Origin of the sequence: Micromonospora globosa (genome assembly GCF_000717585.1) — a bacterium.
GTDB lineage: Bacteria > Actinomycetota > Actinomycetes > Mycobacteriales > Micromonosporaceae > Micromonospora > Micromonospora aurantiaca.
In genome coordinates, this window is the sequence record NZ_JNZR01000027.1 from 123,591 (window position 1) to 143,487 (window position 19,897).

Below are 19,897 nucleotides of genomic sequence, written 5' to 3' on the forward strand. Positions count from 1 at the left end.
CCCGAGCGGAGCGAGGATCGATGGCCACGGTGAATCAGTCGGTGACCGCTGACCCGTCCGCGTCCGACCACGAGGTGCTCCTCGGCGAACTGGTCGAGGCGTTGCGCAGGGTGGGACGCGGCGATCTCCGGGTGCGCCTGCCCCGGCGGGCGGGGCTGCCCGGTGAGGTCGCCGACGCCTTCAACGACGTGGTGTCGTTGCAGGAGCGGCAGCATCTGGACCTGCGGCGGATCAGCCGGATCGTCGGCCGCGACGGCCGGCTGACCGAGCGCCTGGACGACGAGGGCCTGGACGGCTCCTGGGCGGAGGGGCAGCGCGCGGTCAACTCGCTCATCGACGACCTGGGCCGGCCGACCACCGAGATCGCCCGGGTCATCGTGGCGGTGGCCGACGGCGACCTGTCCCAGCACATGGCGCTGGAGATCGACGGTCGCCCGCTGCGCGGTGAGTACCTGCGCATCGGCCGGACCGTGAACACGATGGTGGACCAGCTCTCGTCGTTCGCCGACGAGGTGACGCGCGTGGCGCGTGAGGTGGGCACCGAGGGCAAGCTGGGCGGCCAGGCCGACGTGCGCGGGGTGGCGGGCACCTGGAAGGACCTCACCGACTCGGTGAACACCATGGCGTCGAACCTCACCGGGCAGGTGCGGTCGATCTCCCAGGTGGCGACGGCTGTGGCGAAGGGCGACCTGTCGCAGAAGATCACGGTCGGGGCGCGCGGCGAGGTGGCCGAGCTGGCCGACACCATGAACTCGCTCACCGACACGCTGCGGCTGTTCGCCGAGCAGGTGACCCGGGTGGCGCGCGAGGTGGGCACCGAGGGCAAGCTGGGCGGCCAGGCCGAGGTGCCGGGCGTGGCCGGCACCTGGAAGGACCTGACCGACAACGTCAACTCGATGGCGTCGAACCTGACCGCGCAGGTGCGCAACATCGCCCAGGTGTCCACGGCGGTGGCGAAGGGTGACCTGTCGCAGAAGATCACGGTGGCCGCGCAGGGCGAGATCCTGGAGCTGAAGGACACCGTGAACACGATGGTGGACCAGCTCTCGTCGTTCGCCGACGAGGTGACGCGCGTGGCGCGTGAGGTGGGCATCGAGGGCAAGCTGGGCGGCCAGGCGCAGGTGCGCGGCGTCTCCGGCACGTGGCGCGACCTCACCGAGAACGTCAACCAGCTCGCCGGCAACCTGACCAGCCAGGTCCGCAACATCTCCCAGGTCTCCACCGCGGTGGCCAAGGGCGACCTGGGTCAGAAGATCACAGTGGACGCGCAGGGCGAGATCCTGGAGCTGAAGAACACCGTCAACACGATGGTGGACCAGCTCTCCTCGTTCGCCGACGAGGTGACCCGGGTGGCCCGTGAGGTGGGTACCGAGGGCAAGCTGGGTGGTCAGGCCCAGGTCAAGGGCGTCTCGGGTACGTGGCGGGACCTGACCGACAACGTGAACTCGATGGCGTCGGACCTGTCGCAGAAGATCACTGTGGACGCCCGGGGCGAGATCCTGGAGCTGAAGTCGACTGTCAACACGATGGTGGATCAGCTCTCGTCGTTCGCCGACGAGGTCACGCGGGTGGCGCGCGAGGTGGGTACCGAGGGCAAGCTCGGCGGCCAGGCCCAGGTACGCGGCGTCGCCGGCACCTGGCGCGACCTGACCGACAACGTGAACTCGATGGCGTCGAACCTGACCGCGCAGGTGCGCAACATCGCCCAGGTGTCGACAGCCGTGGCGAAGGGTGACCTGTCGCAGAAGATCACAGTGGACGCGCAGGGCGAGATCCTGGAGCTGAAGTCGACTGTCAACACGATGGTGGATCAGCTGTCGTCGTTCGCCGACGAGGTCACGCGGGTGGCGCGCGAGGTGGGTACCGAGGGCAAGCTGGGTGGTCAGGCCCAGGTCAAGGGCGTCTCGGGTACGTGGCGGGACCTGACCGACAACGTGAACTCGATGGCGTCGACCGTCAACACGATGGTCGACCAGCTCTCGTCGTTCGCCGACGAGGTCACGAGGGTGGCCCGTGAGGTGGGTACCGAGGGCAAGCTGGGTGGTCAGGCCCAGGTCAAGGGCGTCTCCGGTACGTGGCGTGACCTCACCGAGAACGTCAACCAGCTCGCCTCGACCCTGACCACGCAGTTGCGCGCGATCGCGCAGGTCTCCACGTCGGTGACCCGTGGTGACCTGACCCAGCGGATCAACGTGAAGGCGCAGGGCGAGGTCGCCGAGCTGAAGGACAACATCAACCAGATGATCGTCACCCTCCGGGAGACGACCAAGAAGAACGCCGAGCAGGGCTGGCTGGACTCGAACCTGGCCCGGATCGGTGGTCTGCTCCAGGGCCAGCGCGACCTGGGCGAGGTCTGCCGGATGATCATGCAGGAGGTGACCCCGCTGGTGGACGCGCAGCTCGGCGCGTTCTTCCTGGCGGACAGCTCCGAGGGCAGCATGCGGCTGCGGCTCACCGCCTCCTACGGGTACGTGGCACGCGGCCACGACGTCACGTTCGGCCCGGGTGAGGGGCTGGTCGGGCAGGCCGCCCTGTCGCGCCGGACGATCCGGGTCAAGGCGCAGCCGGACGGGCGCCTCGTCGTACGGTCCGGGCTGGCCGACACGCCCCCGGCCGACCTGGTGGTGCTGCCGGTCCAGTTCGAGGGCGAACTGCTCGGCGTGATCGAGTTCGCCGGTGTGGCCACGTTCTCCGAGCTGCACCTGGCGTTCCTGGAGCGGCTGGTGCTCACCATCGGCGTCGCTGTCAACACCATCCAGGCCAACCGGCGTACGGAGGAACTGCTGGCGCAGTCGCAGCGGCTGGCGCACGAGATGCAGGACCAGTCGGCCGAGTTGCAGCGCACCAACGCCGAGCTGGAGGACAAGGCGAAGCTGCTGTCCGAGCAGAAGGCCAACATCGAGACGCAGAACCGGGAGATCGAGCTGGCCCGGCTCGGCCTGGAGGAGAAGGCACAGCAGCTCACCCGCGCGTCGGCGTACAAGTCGGAGTTCCTGGCCAACATGAGCCACGAGCTGCGTACGCCGCTGAACTCGCTGCTCCTGCTGGCCCGGCTGCTGGCCGAGAACCCGGAGCGCAACCTCAGCGCGAAGCAGATCGAGTTCGCCCGGACCATCCACGGCGCCGGGTCGGACCTGCTGTCGCTGATCGACGACATCCTCGACCTGTCCAAGATCGAGGCGGGCCGGATGGACGTGGAGCCCACCGAGATCCAGTTCGCCGAGATCCGCGGCTACGTCGAGCAGGCGTTCGCGCCGCAGGCCGAGGAGAAGGGCCTGGACTTCCAGGTACGGGTCAGCCGTGACCTGCCGCCCGCGCTGGTCACCGACGCCCAGCGGTTGCAGCAGATCCTGCGCAACCTGCTGTCCAACGCGGTGAAGTTCACCGACAACGGCGCGGTGACGCTGCGGATCGGCCCGGCGGCCGAGAACGCCGTCTTCGACGTGCCGGCGCTGACGAACGCGCAGCGGGTGATCGCGTTCACCGTGATCGACACCGGCATCGGGATCTCCGACGACAAGCTGTCGCTGATCTTCGAGGCGTTCCAGCAGGCGGACGGCACCACCAGCCGCCGCTACGGCGGCACCGGCCTGGGCCTGTCCATCAGCCGTGACCTGGCCCGCCTGCTCGGCGGCACGATCACCGTCTCGTCCGCGCCCGGTCAGGGTTCGACGTTCACTCTCTTCGTACCCGATGTGCTGGCGCCGGACGCGGTGGTGGCGCCGGCGCCACCGTCGCCGAGCCGCGCGGGCCTGCCGTCGTCGCTGCTCATGCCCATGGAGCTGCCGCAGCCGCAGGAGACGCCCGCCACCCGGCGCCTGGACGGCGTGACCGTGCTGATCATCGACGACGACGTGCGGAACGTGTTCGCGCTGACGTCCGCGTTGGAACTGCACGGGATGACCGTGTTGTACTCGGACAACGGGGCGGACGGCGTCCGCCAGCTCGCCGAGCACCCGGAGGTGGACATCGTCCTGATGGACGCCATGATGCCGGACCAGGACGGGTACGAGACGACAGCGCAGATCCGCCGCAACCACCGGTTCGCGGACCTGCCGATCGTCTTCCTGACCGCGAAGGCGATGCCCGGCGACCGGGAGTCGGCGCTCGGCGCCGGCGGCAGCGACTACATCACCAAGCCGGTGGACCTGGACGAGCTGATCGAACTGATGGCGTCCTGGATCAGCCGGAGCCGAGGCGAGGAGAACGCGTGACGCAGACGGCCAAGGCCCTGCTGGTGGACGACCGGCGGGAGAACCTGATGGCGCTGGAGGCGATCCTCCAGGGTCTCCCGGTGCAGTCGGTCGCGGTGGAGAGCGGCGAGGCGGCGCTCAAGCAGCTTCTGGTGGACGACTTCGCGGTGATCCTGCTGGACGCCCAGATGCCGGACATGGACGGGTTCGAGACCGCCACCCACATCAAGCGGCGCGAGCGCACCCGGCACGTACCGATCATCTTCCTGACCGCCGCGGACAAGGACGCCCAGCTCGCGCTGCGCGGCTACGCGGCCGGCGCGGTCGACTACCTGACCAAGCCGTTCGACCCGTGGGTGCTGCGGGCCAAGGTGACGGTCTTCGTCGACCTCTGGGTGAAGACGCGGCAGCTCGCCGCCCAGTCGGATCTCGTGCGGGAACGGGATCTGCAGTGGCGGCACCTGACCGACGCGGTCGACGAGGCGACGGCGCTGCTGCGCGCCGACGACGACCCGTCCACCCGGGAACGCGCGGTGGAGCTGCTGGAGCAGGCGCGCTGGGGCAACACCCGCTGACGGTTCAGCCGCCGGCCGGGCCGCCGTGCCCGGTCGCGGCCCGCCGGGCCCGCCAGCGGTCGCCGAGCGATTCCAGCTCCTCCTGTACGAAGAGGAAGAAGTCGCGCATCTCGGCGACCCGCTCACCGGCCGGTGTGCTCCGGCCGTGCAGTGCGTCGACCCCGCCGGCGGCGATGTCGATGAAGTTCTTGTAGAGCGTGGTCTTGGTGATGGTCGCCTCGTACCACGGGTTGTCGGGCATCCGGTAGCGGTCGCGCCGGGAGCCCTTGACCGGCTCGCGGACCAGCATGGCGAACTGGGTCAGGTAGCGCACCGCGCCGCTCACCGCCGCCGCGCTGACGCCGAGCCGCTCGGCGATCTCGCCCGCGGTGAGCGGGTCGTCGGCGCTCATCACTGTGAACAGGACCCGGGCGGCCATCCGGGGGAAGCCCACGTCGGCGAAGGCCATCGCCATCCGCTCGACGAAGAGGTGGACCTCTTCCTCGTCGTGCTGGGGCGGCACGTTCATGGTCGGCTCCTCGACACTCACCCCGTGACCCTACAGTCTTCACAACTTTGTGAAACGAGCGTAGCTTCTGAAGCATGGAAACGGCAATCGATGTGTCCGGCCTGGTGAAGACCTTCGGCCGCACCCGGGCCCTCGACGGGCTCGACCTGACCGTTCGCACCGGAGAGGTGCACGGCTTCCTGGGCCCGAACGGCTCCGGCAAGTCGACCACCATCCGGGTGCTGCTCGGCCTGCTGCGGGCGGACGCGGGGGCCGTCCGACTGCTGGGCGGCGACCCGTGGCGGGACGCGGTGGCGCTGCACCGGCGCCTCGCGTACGTACCCGGCGACGTCACGCTCTGGCCCGGCCTCAGCGGCGGCGAGGTGATCGACCTGCTCGGCCGGCTGCGCGGCGGGCTCGACCCGGAACGCCGCGCCGAGCTGCTGGAGTCGTTCGAGCTGGACCCGCGCAAGAAGGGCCGCACCTACTCCAAGGGCAACCGGCAGAAGGTCGGCCTGGTCGCCGCGCTCGCCTCCGACGTCGAACTGCTCATCCTCGACGAGCCGACCTCCGGGCTCGACCCGCTGATGGAGGAGGTCTTCCAGCACTGGGTCCGCCGAGCCCGGCAGGACGGGCGGACCGTGCTGCTGTCCAGCCACATCCTGGCCGAGGTGGAGGCGCTCTGCGACCGGGTGACGATCATCCGGGCCGGCCGGGCGGTGGAGTCAGGCACGCTCGGGGACCTGCGCCACCTGCACCGCACCGCGATCGACGCCGAGGTCACCGCGCCGCTGGACGGCCTGGCCGACCTGCCGGGCGTGCACGACCTGCGGGTGGACGGGCAGCGGGTCCGCTTCGACGTGGACACCGCGTCGCTCGACGCCGCGCTGCGCCGGCTCACCGAGCTGGGGGTACGCAGCCTGGTCAGCACGCCGCCCACGCTTGAGGAACTGTTCCTGCGGCACTACGAGACGACGCCGTCCGAGGCGGCGCCCGCCTCCGACGCGGCGCCCTCTTCCGACGCGGCGCCCTCCGAGACGGCGGACCGGTCATGAGCGCGCTCACCGGCACGCGTCACCTGGTCCGGCTGATCCTGCGCCGGGACCGCCTCCTGCTGCCGCTGTGGGTGCTCGTGCTCGCGGTGCTGCCGATCACGTACGCGGCCAGCTTCTTCGAGCTGTTCCCCACCGCCGCCGAGCGGGCCGCATACCTGGAGGGCACCGCCCGCAACCCGTCGATCGTCGCGCTGCTCGGCCCGGCGTACGGCGACAGCGTCGGCGCGCTCACCGCCCAGCGCAGCGGCTTCCTGCTGCTCATCGTCGCGCTGGCGAGCCTGCTCACCGTCATCCGGCACACCCGCACCGAGGAGGAAGCCGGTCGCCGGGAACTGCTCGGCGGCAGCGTGCTCGGGCGGCACGCCGGGCTGACCGCCGCGCTGCTCGTCACGTACGGCGCCGACCTGGTGCTCGGGCTGCTCACCGCCGCCGGGCTCGTCTCGACCGGGCTGCCGGTCGGCGGCTCGGTCGCATACGGACTGGTCACCGTGCTGACCGGCGCCGTCTTCGCCACGCTCGGCGGGCTGGCCGCCCAGCTCACCGAGACCGCGGGCGGGGCGCGGGGCATCGGCCTCGCCGGTCTCGGCGCCGCGTTCGGGCTGCGCCTGGCCGGGGACACCGCCGGCAACGACTGGCCGAGCTGGCTGTCCCCGCTGGGTTGGGCCGCCCGCGTCCGCCCGTACGAGGGGGAGCGGTGGTGGGTGCTGCTGCTGCCACTGGCCGCCACTGTGCTGCTCGCCGCGTTCGCGTACCCGATCTCGGTCCGCCGCGACCTGGGCGCGGGCGTGCTGCCGCCCCGGCTCGGCCCGGCTGGCGCGGGCGGCGCGTTGTCCGGTCCGTTCGGGCTGGCCTGGCGGCTGCACCGGGGGCAGATCCTCTGGTGGTCGGTCGGGTTCGGCCTGCTCGGGCTGATCCTCGGTGGCGCGGCCGAGGCGGCCAGCCGGTCGGTCGAGGGAAGCCCGCGGATGGAGGAGATCGTGGCCCGGCTCGGCGGGGCGTCCGGGATGGCCGACGCGTACCTGGGGGTCACGCTGAGCCTGGCCGGGCTCGCAGCAGCCGGGTACGGCATCCAGGCCGCGCTGCGGATGCGCGCCGAGGAGGCCGCCGGGCACGCCGAGCCGGTGCTCGCCACCGGGACGCGGCGCTCGACCTGGCTGCTCTCGCACGTGGCGTTCGCGCTGCTCGGCCCGGTCGTGGTGCTCGGAGTGACCGGGCTGGCCACCGGCCTGACGTACGGGCTGAGCACCGGTGACGTGCCCCGCCAGCTGGGCCGGATGCTCGCCGCGGGCCTGGCCCAGGTGCCTGCGGCGTGGGTGCTGGCCGGGCTCGCCGTGCTGCTCTACGGCCTGCTGCCCCGGCTCGCGTCCGCCGCGTGGGTGGTGCTGGCGGTCTGCGTGCTGCTCGGGCAGCTCGGCGCCGTGCTGGAGCTGGACCAGTGGCTGCTGGACGTGTCCCCGTTCACGCACACCCCGCAGGTGCTGCGCGACGCGTGGACCCCCACCCCGCTCTACGTGCTGACGGCCCTGGCGGTGACCCTGGCCACAGCAGGCCTGCTCACGTTCCGCCGCCGCGACATCCCCGTCCTCTGACCCGCGTTGATCTTGCGCTTGTGGCCCCGACAAAGCGGGCGAATCACCCGCGCGGAGGGCCGCAAGTGCAAGATCGCGGGTGAGGGTGGAGGTGAGGGCTACGGGGTGGCTTCGTTGCGGATCATCAGGGCGCTGCGGAGGCCGGTGATGTCCAGGACGCGGATCAGGAAGTCGCCGACGTTGGTGAGCATCAGCAGGCACTGGGTGTGGCTGGCCTTGCGGCTGAGCACCACGAGCGTGCCGAGGCCCTGCGAGTCGCAGAACGTGACCCCGGCCAGGTCGAGCACGATGCGCGGGGGCGGATCCGCCAGCACCTCGTTCACCACTGTCGAGAGCTGGGCGGCCGTGAGCATGTCGATCTCACCGGCCAGGCGAAGCACGGCTTCGTCACCCGTCCGGTGTACGGTGATGGACAGTTCGGCACGATCCACCCGGTCAGCCTATCGCGATCTCGACCGACGGGCCTGTCGAGCGGATCGCCGTCGGTCCGCCGCGCCGCTCAGGCGGGTGAGCGGCGGGTGAGCCTGGTAACCCCCGTTGCGGGGTGCCTGCCAGGCAGCGCTCCGGCGCTGACACAATGGCCCCATCGTGACCGAGACCTTTTCCGCCGGATCCGGCCGTTACCCGGCCGACGCCCCGGCCTCCGAGGCCCTGTTCGACCGCGCCAAGGCCGTCGTGCCCGGCGGGGTCAACTCTCCCGTGCGCGCGTTCCGTGCCGTCGGCGGCACCCCGCGCTTCATGGTCCGGGGGGAGGGTCCGTGGCTCTTCGACGCCGACGGTCGGCGCTACGTCGACCTGGTCTGCTCCTGGGGTCCGCTGATCCTCGGTCACGCGCACCCGGCAGTGGTGGAGGCGCTGCGCGAGGCGGCGCCGCTCGGCACCAGCTTCGGCACGCCGACGCCGGGTGAGGTCGACCTGGCCGAGGAGATCATCGCGCGGACGCCGGTGGAGCAGGTGCGCCTGGTCAACTCCGGCACCGAGGCGACCATGTCGGCGATCCGGCTGGCCCGCGGCTTCACCGGCCGCGCCAAGATCATCAAGTTCTCCGGCTGCTACCACGGCCACTCCGATTCGCTGCTCGCCGCCGCCGGCTCCGGCGTGGCCACCTTCGGCCTGCCCGACTCGCCCGGCGTGACCGGCGCGGCGGCCGGCGACACCATCGTGCTGCCGTACAACGACCTGCGCGCGGTCGAGGAGGCGTTCGCCGCCGAGGGGCAGCACATCGCCGCGATCATCACCGAGGCCGCCGCCGGCAACATGGGCGTGATCGCGCCCCGCGATGGCTTCAACTCCGAGCTGGCCCGGATCGCCCACGCCAACGGCGCGCTGCTCATCGTCGACGAGGTGATGACCGGGTTCCGGGTGTCCCGCGCCGGATGGCACGGCCTCGACCCGTCGGACGCGGACCTGTGGACGTACGGGAAGGTCATGGGTGGCGGCCTGCCCGCCGCGGCGTTCGGCGGGCGCGCGGAGATCATGGCGAAGCTCGCCCCGGCCGGCCCGGTCTATCAGGCCGGCACGCTCTCCGGCAACCCGCTGGCCTGCGCGGCCGGTCTGGCCACGCTGCGGCTGGCCGACGACGCGCTCTACCGGCGGCTCGACGAGAACGCCGCCGCGCTGGGCAAGCTGACCACCGAGGCGCTGTCCGCGGCGGGCGTGCCGCACCGCCTCTCCACCGCGGGCAACATGTTCTCGGTCTTCTTCACCGACGCGGACGTGCACGACTACGACAGCGCCCGCACCCAAGTGGTGCCGGCGTTCAAGGCGTTCTTCCACGCGATGCTCGCCGGTGGCGTCTACCTGCCGCCGAGCGCGTTCGAGTCGTGGTTCGTCTCGACCGCGATCGACGACGCCGCGTGGGAGCAGATCGCCGCCGCCCTGCCGGTGGCGGCGCGGGCGGCGGCAGCGGCGGGACACGGGGGGTAACCAGTGGCGGAGACTGTGGTGCACGTGCTGCGGCACGGCGAGGTGCACAACCCGGACGGCATCCTCTACGGCCGCCTGCCCGGGTTCCGCCTCTCCGAGCTGGGCGTGCAGATGGCCAAGGCGGCGGCGCAGGCGCTCGCCGACCGGACCGTGGTGCACGTGGTGGCCAGCCCGCTGGAGCGCGCCCAGCAGACCGCCGAGCCGATCGCGGCACAGTTCGGTCTCTCCGTCGGCGTCGACGAGCGCCTGATCGAGAGCGCGAACTGGTTCGAGGGCAAGAAGGTCTCGCCGGGTGACGGCTCGTTCCGCGACCCGCGCAACTGGTGGGTGCTGCGCGACCCGGTGACCCCGTCCTGGGGCGAGGCGTACCGGGCCATCGCCGAGCGCATGTTCGCCGCGCTGCACGCCGCCCGGGTCGCCGCCGAGGGGCGGGAGGCGGTGCTCGTGTCGCACCAGCTCCCGATCTGGACGCTGCGCCGGCACGTCGAGCGCAAGCGCCTCTGGCACGACCCGCGCCGTCGCCAGTGCGGCCTGGCCAGCCTCACCTCGTTCCACTTCGACGGCGCCAAGATCGTCGGTATCGGGTACTCCGAGCCGGCGGCCCACCTCGTCTCGATCTCGCCGACCGCCCGGACGGCCAAGGGGGCCTGATGCTCACCCGGAGGCTCGCCGCCGCCCTGCTCGCCGCCGTCACCGCCGGTACGGCGCTGGTCGGCTGTTCCTCCGGCAGCCAGGAGAGCCGGTGCGCGGCCGACGGTTCCACAGTCACCTGCGCCCCGGACCAGCGCTCCAAGACGCCGAAGGTGAGCGGTGAACTGCTCACCGGCGGCAGCTACGACATCTCCCGCGACCGCGGGCAGGTCGTCGTGGTCAACTTCTGGGGCTCCTGGTGTGCGCCCTGCCGCGCCGAGGCGGACGACCTGGAGGCCACCTACCAGGCCACCAAGGGCTCCGGCGTGACGTTCCTCGGCATCAACGTGCAGGACAGCAAGGACAAGGCGATCGCCTTCGAAGAGGGCCGGGTCACGTACCCGAGCATCTTCGACCCGGCCAGCCGCCAGGCGCTGAACTTCGACATCCCGCCGAACACCACCCCGGCCACGGTCGTGCTCGACCGCGAGGGCCGGATCGCCGTGGTGATCCGCCGGGCCGTCACCCGCGACGAACTGCGGCCGATCGTCGAGGACATCGCCGCCGAGGCGCCGCCGCCGAACGGTGCCCGCTGATGGGCGAGACGTTCCGCCAGCTCGCCGAGTCCGGCCCGCTGCTGCTCGCGGTCGGCGCGGCGGCGCTGGCCGGACTGGTCAGCTTCCTGTCCCCGTGCGTGCTCCCGCTCATGCCCGGCTACCTGTCGTACGTGACCGGCTTGGCCGGCTCCGACCTGGAGGGTGCAAGGAAGGGCCCCCTTTTAACGCCTCCGGTAGAGGAAGGGCCCCTTCTTAACACCGGCGCCGCCGCCGGCAGCAGCGCGGGCGGCGGCGGCTCGGGCGGCTCGGGTGGCTCGGGTGGCGTGAGCGTCGCCGAGCGGGCGGCGCCGCAACGGACCACCGCCGCCGTCAAGGGCCGGGTGCTCGCCGGCACGCTGCTGTTCATCGCGGGCTTCACCGTCGTGTTCGTCGCCACCGCGATCCTCTTCTCCGGCGTCGGCAAACTCTTCTTCCGGTACGAGCGCACGCTGGAGATCGTCATCGGCGCGCTCGTGGTGGTGCTCGGCCTCGGCTACCTCGGGGTGATCCCCGGCATGCAGCGGGAGTTCCGCATCCGCTGGCTGCCCTCCGCCGGGCTGCTCGGCGCGCCGGTGCTCGGCGCGGTCTTCGCGCTCAGCTGGCTGCCCTGCACCGGCCCGACGCTCGGCGCGGTGCTCGGCATGGCGGCCACCGAGGGCGGGACCGACCGGGCCGTGGTGCTCGCCGTGGCGTACTGCCTCGGGTTGGGGATACCGTTCGTCGTCTTCGGGCTGGGCTTCCAGCGCCTGCTCGGGGTGTTCCGCGCCGTCCGGCGCAACAGCCGGTGGGTCACCCGGATCGGCGGCGCGCTGCTGATCGCGATCGGCCTGGCGCTGATCACCGGCGGCTGGGTGAACGTGGTGATCTGGTTGCAGACGAACGTGGGCGTGGGCGAGGTGAGCATCTGATGACGACCGTTGACGACAGGCCGTCGACCCCACCCGCGCAGGCGCCCCGGCGGCGGGTGAACCCGGTGCTGGCCCTGCTGCGCAACTCGTGGCGGCAGCTCACCAGCATGCGTACGGCGCTGATCCTGCTGTTCCTGCTCGCCGTCGCGGCCATCCCCGGCTCGGTGCTGCCCCAGCGCGGCGTCAACCCGGAACGCGTCAACCAGTGGTTCGTCGATCACCCCGACCTCGCGCCCCGGCTGAACCAGATCGGCGCGTTCGAGGTCTTCGGCTCGGTCTGGTTCTCCGCGATCTACCTGCTGCTGTTCACCTCGCTGATCGGCTGCATCCTGCCCCGCGCCCGCGACCACGTCCGCGCGCTGCGGATGAAGCCGCCGGCCGCGCCGAAGCGGTTCGACCGGCTGCCCCAGCACGCGGTGCTGGAGGCCCCGGCCGCCGCCGACCCCGAGGCGATCGCGGCGGTGCTGCGCCGCCGCCGGTGGCGGGTCACCGTGCGCGGCGACGAGGTCTCCGCCGAGAAGGGCTACCTCAAGGAGACCGGCAACCTGCTCTTCCACGTGTCGCTGGTCGCCGTCCTGCTCGGGGTGGCGCTCGGTTCCTGGTACGGATGGCACGGCAACCGCATCCTGGTGGCGGGCGAGGACAACGCCTTCTGCAACACCCGCCAGCAGTACGCCGAGGCGTCGCTCGGCCCGCGCGTGGACAGCTCCGACCTGCCGCCGTTCTGCCTGACGCTGGAGAAGTTCGAGGCCGACTACCTGCCGTCCGGGCTGGCGTCCCGCTACTGGGCCACGGTGACCGTGGACGAGCCGGGCGGCGCGGAACGGACCGCCGGGTTCTCGGTCAACTCGCCGCTGCGGCTCGGCTCGGCGAACGTCTACCTGCTCGGCAACGGCTACGCGCCGCTGCTGAAGTACACCGACAAGTACGGCCGCAGCCAGACCAGCGAGGCGCCGTTCCTGCGTACCGGTGACTCCAACGCGACCGAGGAGGGCGTGGCGATCTTCCCGGACGCCAACGTCGACCCGAAGACCGGCGCGCGTGCCCCGGACCAGCAGATCGCCTTCGACGGGCTCTACCTGCCGACCGCGCCGGAGAGCGCGCCGTACGTCTCGTCGCAGTACCCGGCCGAGCGGAACCCGGCGGTGAACCTGACCGCGTACCGGGGCAACCTCGGGCTGGACGCGGGCATCCCCGGCTCGGTCTACGCGCTGGACCGGCGGCAGATCGACGACGGCAAGCTCAAGGAGATCGGCACCAAGCTGCTGCGGCCGGGGGAGAAGTGGACCCTCGACGACGGCAGCACGCTGGAGTTCGTCGGCACCAAGCCGTACATCACGCTCGCGGTCCGGCACGCGCCCGGGCAGACGTTGCTGCTGGTGGCGAGCGGCACGCTGCTGCTGGGCCTGATGGGCTCGCTGTTCGCCCGGCGGCGCCGGGTCTGGTTCCGGGTTTCGCCCCCCGAGGGCGGATCTCCGACGAGCGGTAGTAGTTTGGTGGAGGCCGGTGGGCTGCCGCGCACCGAGCACCCTGGGTTCGCCGACGAGTTCGCGCAGCTCGTCGCCGCGGTGAGCGGTGACGCGCCGGACGCGCGGCGGGCGCGAGAAGGAGACGACTGATGTCCGCACTCTCCGACCAGCTGGTCGCGTTCGCGATCCTGGCGTACCTGATCGCGATGATCAGCCACGCCGTGGAGTTCGCGCTGGGCAACGCGCGGAAGGTGCCCGCGGCCGCGCCGGCGCGGGAGCTGGTCGGCGCGGGCGTCGGCGGAGCTGGCGGCACGATCGACGAGCCGGCCGTCGCGGCCACGCCGCCGCGCCCGGACCGCACCGGCGCACGGGCCGTGCTGGCCGGCCGGATCGCCGCCTGGCTCACAGTGCTCGCCGCCGCCGTGCACCTGGGCGCCGTGGTCACCCGGGGCCTCGCCGCCGACCGGATGCCCTGGGGCAACATGTACGAGTTCGTGCTGACCGGCACCTGGATCGGTGTGGCGGCCTGGCTCGTGGTGCTCTGGAAGCAGCCGTGGCTGCGCCGGCTCGGGCTGTTCCTGACGCTGGTCATGGTGCTGCTGCTGGCGTTCGCCGAGCTGAAGCTCTACGTGCCGATCGAGCCGCTGATGCCCGCGCTGCAGTCGTGGTGGTTCATCATCCACGTCTCGACGATCATCTTCGCCTCGGGCATCTTCCTGCTGGGCGTGGTGCCCGCCGCCGCGTACCTGATGCGGTCCGGCTGGGAGCAGGGGCGGCGCAGCTTCCCGTACACCCTGGCCCGCCGCCTCCCGGAGGCGGCCGGGCTGGAGCGGCTGACCTTCATGCTGCACGCCTTCTCGTTCCCGATCTTCACCTTCGCGGTGATCGCGGGTGCGATCTGGGCCGAGGCGGCCTGGGGTCGCGCCTGGGGCTGGGATCCCAAGGAGACCTGGGCGTTCATCTCCTGGGTGGTGTACGCGGGCTACCTGCACGCACGGGCCACGCCGAGCGTGAAGCGCAACGTGGCCACCTGGATCTCCATCGTGGGCTTCCTGACCGTGATGATGAACCTGTTCGGCGTGAACTTCTTCTTCACCGGTCTGCACTCGTACGCCGGAGTGTAGTGACCGGGCGCGCGCTCAGCACCTCGTCCACCCGGCGCGTGACCTGGTAGGCCACCTCCGGCAGGTCGGCCAGTTCGAGGCGGTCCGCCCGCAGCGCGAACTGGGCGTGCAGCTCGCGGGCCACGGCGTCGCGGATCTCGGCCTGAAGCGGGCTGAGGCCGTCGGGGTCACCCACCACGTATGCGTCGTCCATCCGTCGATGATGAACCGCCGTCGGCGAAGCTGTCAGTGACGCAGAATGTAGGACTACACTTCTTAGAACTGTAGTTATAAGAAGTGTGGTGTCGGCATGCCGCTGTTCGGAAAGCCCGCAGAGATCTTCGACCGGGACGTCGAGTGGGCCGAGCTGGCCCGGTTCGTGGCCGACGACCGGCCCGGCGCGACGCTCGGCGTGGTCAGCGGCCGCCGGAGGCAGGGCAAGACCCTGCTGCTGTACCAACTGGCGCAGGCGAGCGAGGGCTTCTACTTCGGCGCGACCGAGGCGACGTCGACGGAATCGCTGCGCCGGTTGGGTGAGGCGCTGGGCGCGTACTCCGGGTCACCCGGCCCCGTCCACCTGCCGGACTGGGGTGCTGCGGTCGACGCGCTGCTCGCGCTGGGACGGGAACGCCCCGTCACTGTCGTCCTCGACGAGTTCCCGTACCTGGTGCGTGCGGCCCGTGACCTGCCGTCGGTCATCCAGCATGCGCTGACGCCCGGGCGTCCGGAGCGGACCGGGTCCCGGGCGCGGTTGTTGTTGTGCGGCTCGGCGCTGTCCTTCATGGGAGGACTGCTCGCCGGGTCGGCGCCGCTGCGCGGGCGGGCCGGCCTGGAACTGCCGGTGCAGCCACTGGACTTCCGCGCCGCGGCGGCCTTCTGGCAGATCGACGACCCGCTGCTGGCGGTGCGCGTCTTCTCCGTCGTCGGCGGCACCCCCGCGTACCGCCGGGAGTACGTCCAGGACGACACCCCGGCCGGGCCGGACGACTTCGACGCGTGGATCGTGCGGACGGTCCTGAACCCGGCCCGGCCGCTGTTCCGTGAGGCCCGGTACCTGCTGGCCGAGGACCCGGACCTGCGGGACACGGCGCTGTACCACTCGGTCCTCGCCGCCGTCGCGGAGGGGAACGCCAACCGGGGCGGCATCGCCGGCTACATCGGGCGGAAGGCCACCGACCTCCAGCACCCGCTGACCGTGCTGGAGGACGCCGGACTGCTGCTGCGTGAGCCCGACCCGCTGCGCAGCGGTCGCAGCAGCTACCGGATCACCGAGCCGTTGATCACCTTCTACCAGGCCATGATGCGTCCGGCGTGGACGGCTCTGGAGCAGCGGCGCGGAGCCGACGTCTGGCGTCGCTCACAGCGCCGCTACGCCAGCGCGGTGCTCGGACCCCGGTTCGAGGAGATCGTGCGGCAGTGGTCGCTCCGCTTCGCCGAACCCGAGCTTCTCGGCGGGCACGTCGCCGAGGTGAGCGCGGCGACGTTGACCGACCCGGACACCCGGACGCGTCACGAACTCGACCTGGTCGCGGTGGGCGAGCCGCCACCTGGCGACGGCCCCCGCCCGTTGTTGGCGATCGGTGAGGTCAAGTGGGGTCGCCGGCTGGGCCGGGCCGACCTCCAGCGGCTGGAACGGATCCGGGCCCTGTTGGTGCGACGACGACCCGGCGTCGACGCGGCCGGGGCACGGCTGCTACTGGCCGGCGGCCACGGCTTCGAGGACGACCTCGTCGAGGCCGCGGCCGGTCGGGCGGATGTGGTCCTGGCCGACCCAGCTCTCCTCTACGGGCACTGAGCGGGCGCTCATCCGCCGAACCAGCCGGGGATGTCGAGGCGGAACACGTCGGCGGGGACCATCCGGCGCAGGTCGTCCTCGATGGCGGCGACCCGGTCCGCGCCGAGCGTGGCCGCCCAGCGGTCGCGTAACTCGTCGAAGACCACAGCCGAGCGGTGCAGCCCGTCGCGGCCCTTCGCCGTCATCCGGACCAGCTTGCGGCGGGCGTCGGCGGGGTCGTCCACGCGTTCCAGGTAGCCGAGCGCGACCAGCCGGTCCACAGTCTTGCCCGCTGCCTGCTTGGAGACGCCGAGGCGTTGCCCGAGGTCGGAGGCGGTGGTGCCGGCCGGGCCGACGGCCTGGAGGACGAAGCCGTGTGCCGGGCGCAGCTCGGGGTGCCCCTGGCGGGCCAGCTCGGCGTGCAGGTCGTCGACGAGCGTACGGAAACCGGCGAGCAGGAGCAGCGGCAGCGCGAAGCCGGGGCGGTCAGGCGTTGCCATGTTCGACAACCACGTTTACTATTTCGTCAACCACGTTGACTATCTTACGAGAGGGGCCCTGTCATGTCCCGCTTCACCGCGTACGAGCCGGGCACCGCGCCCGCCGCCGCCCGCCCGGTCATGGCCGGAGTACGCCGCTCGCTGGGTCACCTGCCCGCCGCCGTGAGCCTGATGGCCGGCTCGCCCGAACTGCTCAAGGGCTTCCTCGCCGCCAACGCCGCGTTCGAGGCCACCGACCTGGACCCGGTCGCACGGGAGGTGGTCGTGCTGACGGTCGCCACCCGCAACGGCTGCCACCTCTGCGTGGCCATGCACACCGCGACGCTGGTCCGGCACGGCGCCGCGCCCGAGCTGATCGGGGCGCTGCGGGCCGGTACGACGCTGCCCGACCCCCGGCTGGAGGCGCTGCGCCGGTTCACAGCCGCCGTGCTCGACCACCGGGGCGCGGTCCCCGACGCCGACCTGGACGCGCTGCTCGCCGCCGGATGGCAGGCCCGGCACGCGCTGGACGTGGTGCTCGGCGTCGGCACGTACACGATCTCCACGTTCGCCAACCGGCTCACCGAGGCGCCGCTCGACGAGCCGCTGGCCGCGTACGCCTGGCAGCCCGCCGCCTGAGCTGCGGGTGTTAAGAAGGGGCCCCTCCTCTACCGGAGGCGTTAAAAGGGGGCCCGTCCTTACCTCCGCAGGAGGGTACGGGAGGATGGGCGGTATGGCGGCTCGCTTCCCGTACACCGATCTGAAGGATTTCCTCGCGGCGCTGGAGCGTGCGGGCGAGCTGCGGCGGGTGAGCGCGCCGGTCGACCCCACGCTGGAGATCAGCGAGATCGTCACCCGCACCGTCCGGGCCGGCGGGCCCGCGCTGCTGTTCGAGCGCCCCACCCGGGGTGAGATGCCGGTGGCGATCAACCTGTTCGGCACCGAGAAGCGGATGGCGATGGCTCTCGGGGTGGAGCACCTCGACGAGATCGGCGAGCGCATCGGCGACATGCTCAAGCCGGAGCTGCCGCAGGGCTTCTCCGGGATGATGGGCGGCCTGGGCAAGGTCATGCAGCTCAAGTCGATGCCGCCGAAGAAGGTCAAGACCGCGCCCTGCCAGCAGGTGGTCTACCGCGGCGACGACGTCGACCTGAACCGGCTGCCCGGGTTGCAGGTGTGGCCCGGTGACGGCGGGATCTTCCACAACTTCGGGCTGACCCACACCAAGCACCCGGAGACCGGCAAGCGCAACCTCGGGCTCTACCGGCTCCAGCAGCACTCGCACAACACCATCGGCATGCACTGGCAGATCCACAAGAACTCCACCGCGCACCACGCGGTCGCCGAGCGGCTCGGCCAGCGGCTGCCGGTGGCGATCGCGATCGGCGCGGACCCGGTGGTGGCGTACTCGGCCAGCGCGCCGCTGCCGGCCGACATCGACGAGTACCTGTTCGCCGGGTTCCTCGCCGGTGAGCGGGTCGAGATGGTCGACTGCCTGACCGTCCCGTTGCAGGTCCCGGCGCACGCGCAGATCGTGCTGGAGGGCTACATCGAGCCGGGCGAGCGCCTGCCCGAGGGGCCGTTCGGCGACCACACCGGCTTCTACACGCCGGTCGAGCCGTTCCCGGTGATGCACATCGAGTGCATGACCATGCAGCGCGACCCGGTCTACCACTCGATCGTCACGTCCCAGCCGCCGCAGGAGGACCACGGCCTCGGCAAGGCCACCGAGCGGATCTTCGCGCCGCTGCTGCGCTTCCTGATCCCGGACATCGTCGACTACGACCTGCCCGCCGCCGGGGTCTTCCACAACTGCGCGATCGTGTCGATCCGCAAGCGCTACCCGAAGCACGCGCAGAAGGTCATGAACGCGATCTGGGGCGCGCACATGATGTCGCTGACCAAGCTGATCGTGATCGTCGACGAGGACTGCGACGTGCACGACTACAACGAGGTCGCGTTCCGTGCCTTCGGCAACGTCGACTACGCCCGCGACCTGATGGTCACCGAGGGACCGGTGGACCACCTGGACCACGCCTCGTACCAGCAGTTCTGGGGTGGCAAGGCGGGCATCGACGCGACCCGCAAGCTGCCCGAGGAGGGCTACAGCCGGGGCTGGCCGGAGGAGATGCGCATGTCGCCCGAGGTGGTCTCGCTCGTCGACAAGCGCTGGAAGGAATACGGGATCTGATGACGGCGGCAGTACAGGAGCGACCCGGCCGGGTCTCGTCCTTCCTCAAGCTCGTCGCCATCGAGCACTCGGTCTTCGCGCTGCCGTTCGCGTACCTGTCGGCGCTGACCGCCATGCAGCTCAACGGCGGCCGGGTGCGCTGGGGAGACCTGCTGCTGATCACCGTGGCGATGGTCGGCGCGCGGACGTTCGCGATGGCCGCGAACCGGATCCTCGACCGGCGGATCGACGCGCGGAACCCGCGTACGGCGAACCGGGAACTGGTCACCGGCGCGGTGAGCGTGCGGACGGCCTGGACCGGCGCGGCCGTCGCGCTCGTGGTGTTCCTGGCCGCCGCCGCCCTGCTCAACCCGCTCTGCCTGGTGCTCGCGCCGCTCGCCGTGGTGCCGCTCGTGGTCTACCCGTACGCCAAGCGGTTCACGAACTGGCCGCACGCCATCCTCGGGGTGGCCCAGGCGGTCGGGCCGGTCGGCGCCTGGCTGGCGGTCACCGGCACGCTCGACGGCTCCGGCCCGGCCTGGCTGCTCGGCGCCGCCGTCGGCCTGTGGATCGGCGGCTTCGACCTGATCTACGCCTGCCAGGACTCGGAGATCGACCGGGAGATCGGCGTGCACAGCGTCCCCGCCCGGTACGGCCGGCGCTTCGCGCTGCACGCCTCCACGGTCGCGCACGTGGTGACGTTCGCGCTGTTCATCTGGTTCGGCGCCTGGGTCGGCTTCGGCTGGCTGTGGTGGATCGGGCTGGCGCTCACCGCTGTCGCCTTCGCCTACCAGCACATGGTGGTCAGCCCCACCGACCTGAGCAAGGTCAACCGGGCGTTCTTCACCGCGAACGGCTTCGTCGGCATCGCGTTGTTCGTCCTCGCGCTGCTCGACCTGGTGATCCGGCTCGGCCTGCGGCCGTAGACGGCAACGCCGGGCAC

At 71.6% G+C, this 19,897-nt stretch carries 18 protein-coding genes; 14 read left to right on the top strand and 4 right to left on the bottom strand.

Annotated features, from left to right (window positions below):
• Positions 1-20: 20 nt before the first annotated feature.
• Complete coding sequence (locus tag IF06_RS0123150; RefSeq protein ID WP_030273526.1) at positions 21-4,214, top strand: HAMP domain-containing protein; 4,194 nt, start codon at positions 21-23, stop codon at positions 4,212-4,214.
• Complete coding sequence (locus tag IF06_RS0123155) at positions 4,211-4,768, top strand: response regulator (RefSeq protein ID WP_013283536.1); 558 nt, start codon at positions 4,211-4,213, stop codon at positions 4,766-4,768. The genes IF06_RS0123150 and IF06_RS0123155 overlap by 4 nt, the downstream gene beginning before the upstream one ends.
• Positions 4,769-4,772: 4 nt before the next feature.
• Here IF06_RS0123155 and IF06_RS0123160 read toward each other — a convergent pair whose 3' ends face one another.
• Positions 4,773-5,297 carry a GbsR/MarR family transcriptional regulator gene (locus IF06_RS0123160; protein WP_225319687.1) on the bottom strand — a complete coding sequence of 175 codons (525 nt, stop codon included), beginning with the start codon at positions 5,295-5,297 and terminating at the stop codon, positions 4,773-4,775.
• Positions 5,298-5,350: 53 nt separating this feature from the next.
• Between IF06_RS0123160 and IF06_RS0123165 the strand changes: the two genes are divergently transcribed.
• Both IF06_RS0123165 and IF06_RS0123170 read left to right on the top strand, forming a co-directional pair.
• Complete coding sequence (locus IF06_RS0123165) at positions 5,351-6,310, top strand: ABC transporter ATP-binding protein (protein WP_030273529.1); 960 nt, start codon at positions 5,351-5,353, stop codon at positions 6,308-6,310.
• The gene (locus tag IF06_RS0123170) at positions 6,307-7,899 is read left to right on the top strand and encodes an ABC transporter permease (RefSeq protein ID WP_030273530.1); all 1,593 of its coding nucleotides are present in this window, start codon (positions 6,307-6,309) and stop codon (positions 7,897-7,899) included. Before IF06_RS0123165 ends, IF06_RS0123170 begins: the two co-directional genes overlap by 4 nt.
• A 98-nt stretch (positions 7,900-7,997) precedes the next feature.
• Here IF06_RS0123170 and IF06_RS0123175 read toward each other — a convergent pair whose 3' ends face one another.
• Entirely contained in the window at positions 7,998-8,330 is a 333-nt protein-coding gene (locus IF06_RS0123175) for an STAS domain-containing protein (protein WP_013283540.1), read from the bottom strand.
• Between the two features lie 157 nt (positions 8,331-8,487).
• Between IF06_RS0123175 and hemL the strand changes: the two genes are divergently transcribed.
• The 6 genes from hemL to ccsB are packed head-to-tail and all read left to right on the top strand — an operon-like array spanning position 8,488 to position 14,552.
• Positions 8,488-9,825, top strand: a complete 1,338-nt coding sequence (hemL, locus tag IF06_RS0123180; protein WP_030273532.1) for a glutamate-1-semialdehyde 2,1-aminomutase — start codon at positions 8,488-8,490, stop codon at positions 9,823-9,825.
• Positions 9,826-9,828: 3 nt separating this feature from the next.
• A complete protein-coding gene (locus IF06_RS0123185) occupies positions 9,829-10,476 on the top strand; it encodes a histidine phosphatase family protein (protein WP_013283542.1) in 648 nt (215 codons plus the stop codon).
• Positions 10,476-11,051, top strand: coding sequence for a TlpA family protein disulfide reductase (locus IF06_RS0123190; RefSeq protein WP_013473521.1), 576 nt, complete (start codon positions 10,476-10,478; stop codon positions 11,049-11,051). The genes IF06_RS0123185 and IF06_RS0123190 overlap by 1 nt, the downstream gene beginning before the upstream one ends.
• Entirely contained in the window at positions 11,051-11,959 is a 909-nt protein-coding gene (locus IF06_RS0123195; protein WP_030273534.1) for a cytochrome c biogenesis CcdA family protein, read from the top strand. The genes IF06_RS0123190 and IF06_RS0123195 overlap by 1 nt, the downstream gene beginning before the upstream one ends.
• Positions 11,959-13,578: a cytochrome c biogenesis protein ResB gene (gene resB, locus IF06_RS0123200; RefSeq protein ID WP_013473523.1), complete on the top strand. Its 1,620-nt coding sequence runs from the start codon at positions 11,959-11,961 to the stop codon at positions 13,576-13,578. The genes IF06_RS0123195 and resB overlap by 1 nt, the downstream gene beginning before the upstream one ends.
• Complete coding sequence (gene ccsB / locus IF06_RS0123205) at positions 13,578-14,552, top strand: c-type cytochrome biogenesis protein CcsB (protein WP_013283546.1); 975 nt, start codon at positions 13,578-13,580, stop codon at positions 14,550-14,552. The genes resB and ccsB overlap by 1 nt, the downstream gene beginning before the upstream one ends.
• Here ccsB and IF06_RS0123210 read toward each other — a convergent pair.
• Positions 14,521-14,745: a hypothetical protein gene (locus tag IF06_RS0123210; protein WP_030273537.1), complete on the bottom strand. Its 225-nt coding sequence runs from the start codon at positions 14,743-14,745 to the stop codon at positions 14,521-14,523. The two genes, ccsB and IF06_RS0123210, sit on opposite strands and share 32 nt — an antisense overlap.
• A 96-nt stretch (positions 14,746-14,841) precedes the next feature.
• Here IF06_RS0123210 and IF06_RS0123215 point away from each other — a divergent pair, with 96 nt between their 5' ends.
• Positions 14,842-16,326: an ATP-binding protein gene (locus IF06_RS0123215; protein ID WP_030273539.1), complete on the top strand. Its 1,485-nt coding sequence runs from the start codon at positions 14,842-14,844 to the stop codon at positions 16,324-16,326.
• A gap of 8 nt (positions 16,327-16,334) precedes the next feature.
• Here the strand turns inward: IF06_RS0123215 and IF06_RS0123220 are convergent, their stop codons facing one another.
• Complete coding sequence (locus tag IF06_RS0123220) at positions 16,335-16,805, bottom strand: MarR family winged helix-turn-helix transcriptional regulator (protein ID WP_013473525.1); 471 nt, start codon at positions 16,803-16,805, stop codon at positions 16,335-16,337.
• Between the two features lie 63 nt (positions 16,806-16,868).
• Here IF06_RS0123220 and IF06_RS0123225 point away from each other — a divergent pair, with 63 nt between their 5' ends.
• The 3 genes from IF06_RS0123225 to mqnP all read left to right on the top strand — a co-directional run bounded on the left by IF06_RS0123225 (position 16,869) and on the right by mqnP (position 19,880).
• Positions 16,869-17,423, top strand: a complete 555-nt coding sequence (locus tag IF06_RS0123225; protein ID WP_030273541.1) for a carboxymuconolactone decarboxylase family protein — start codon at positions 16,869-16,871, stop codon at positions 17,421-17,423.
• A 94-nt stretch (positions 17,424-17,517) separates the two neighbouring features.
• Complete coding sequence (locus tag IF06_RS0123230; RefSeq protein ID WP_030273542.1) at positions 17,518-18,975, top strand: menaquinone biosynthesis decarboxylase; 1,458 nt, start codon at positions 17,518-17,520, stop codon at positions 18,973-18,975.
• Entirely contained in the window at positions 18,975-19,880 is a 906-nt protein-coding gene (gene mqnP, locus IF06_RS0123235; RefSeq protein WP_013283552.1) for a menaquinone biosynthesis prenyltransferase MqnP, read from the top strand. The genes IF06_RS0123230 and mqnP overlap by 1 nt, the downstream gene beginning before the upstream one ends.
• Positions 19,881-19,897: the final 17 nt, after the last annotated feature.

What these genes read in the sequence shown, in the direction of transcription:
- resB (WP_013473523.1), top strand. Translation starts at nt 11,959, where the DNA reads ATGACGACCGTTGACGACAGGCCGTCGACCCCACCCGCGCAGGCGCCC.
- IF06_RS0123190 (WP_013473521.1), top strand. Translation starts at nt 10,476, where the DNA reads ATGCTCACCCGGAGGCTCGCCGCCGCCCTGCTCGCCGCCGTCACCGCC.
- ccsB (WP_013283546.1), top strand. Translation starts at nt 13,578, where the DNA reads ATGTCCGCACTCTCCGACCAGCTGGTCGCGTTCGCGATCCTGGCGTAC.
- IF06_RS0123225 (WP_030273541.1), top strand. Translation starts at nt 16,869, where the DNA reads ATGTCCCGCTTCACCGCGTACGAGCCGGGCACCGCGCCCGCCGCCGCC.
- IF06_RS0123230 (WP_030273542.1), top strand. Translation starts at nt 17,518, where the DNA reads ATGGCGGCTCGCTTCCCGTACACCGATCTGAAGGATTTCCTCGCGGCG.
- mqnP (WP_013283552.1), top strand. Translation starts at nt 18,975, where the DNA reads ATGACGGCGGCAGTACAGGAGCGACCCGGCCGGGTCTCGTCCTTCCTC.
- IF06_RS0123150 (WP_030273526.1), top strand. Translation starts at nt 21, where the DNA reads ATGGCCACGGTGAATCAGTCGGTGACCGCTGACCCGTCCGCGTCCGAC.
- IF06_RS0123215 (WP_030273539.1), top strand. Translation starts at nt 14,842, where the DNA reads ATGCCGCTGTTCGGAAAGCCCGCAGAGATCTTCGACCGGGACGTCGAG.
- IF06_RS0123170 (WP_030273530.1), top strand. Translation starts at nt 6,307, where the DNA reads ATGAGCGCGCTCACCGGCACGCGTCACCTGGTCCGGCTGATCCTGCGC.
- IF06_RS0123195 (WP_030273534.1), top strand. Translation starts at nt 11,051, where the DNA reads ATGGGCGAGACGTTCCGCCAGCTCGCCGAGTCCGGCCCGCTGCTGCTC.
- IF06_RS0123165 (WP_030273529.1), top strand. Translation starts at nt 5,351, where the DNA reads ATGGAAACGGCAATCGATGTGTCCGGCCTGGTGAAGACCTTCGGCCGC.
- IF06_RS0123220 (WP_013473525.1), bottom strand. Translation starts at nt 16,805, where the DNA reads ATGGCAACGCCTGACCGCCCCGGCTTCGCGCTGCCGCTGCTCCTGCTC.
- IF06_RS0123210 (WP_030273537.1), bottom strand. Translation starts at nt 14,745, where the DNA reads ATGGACGACGCATACGTGGTGGGTGACCCCGACGGCCTCAGCCCGCTT.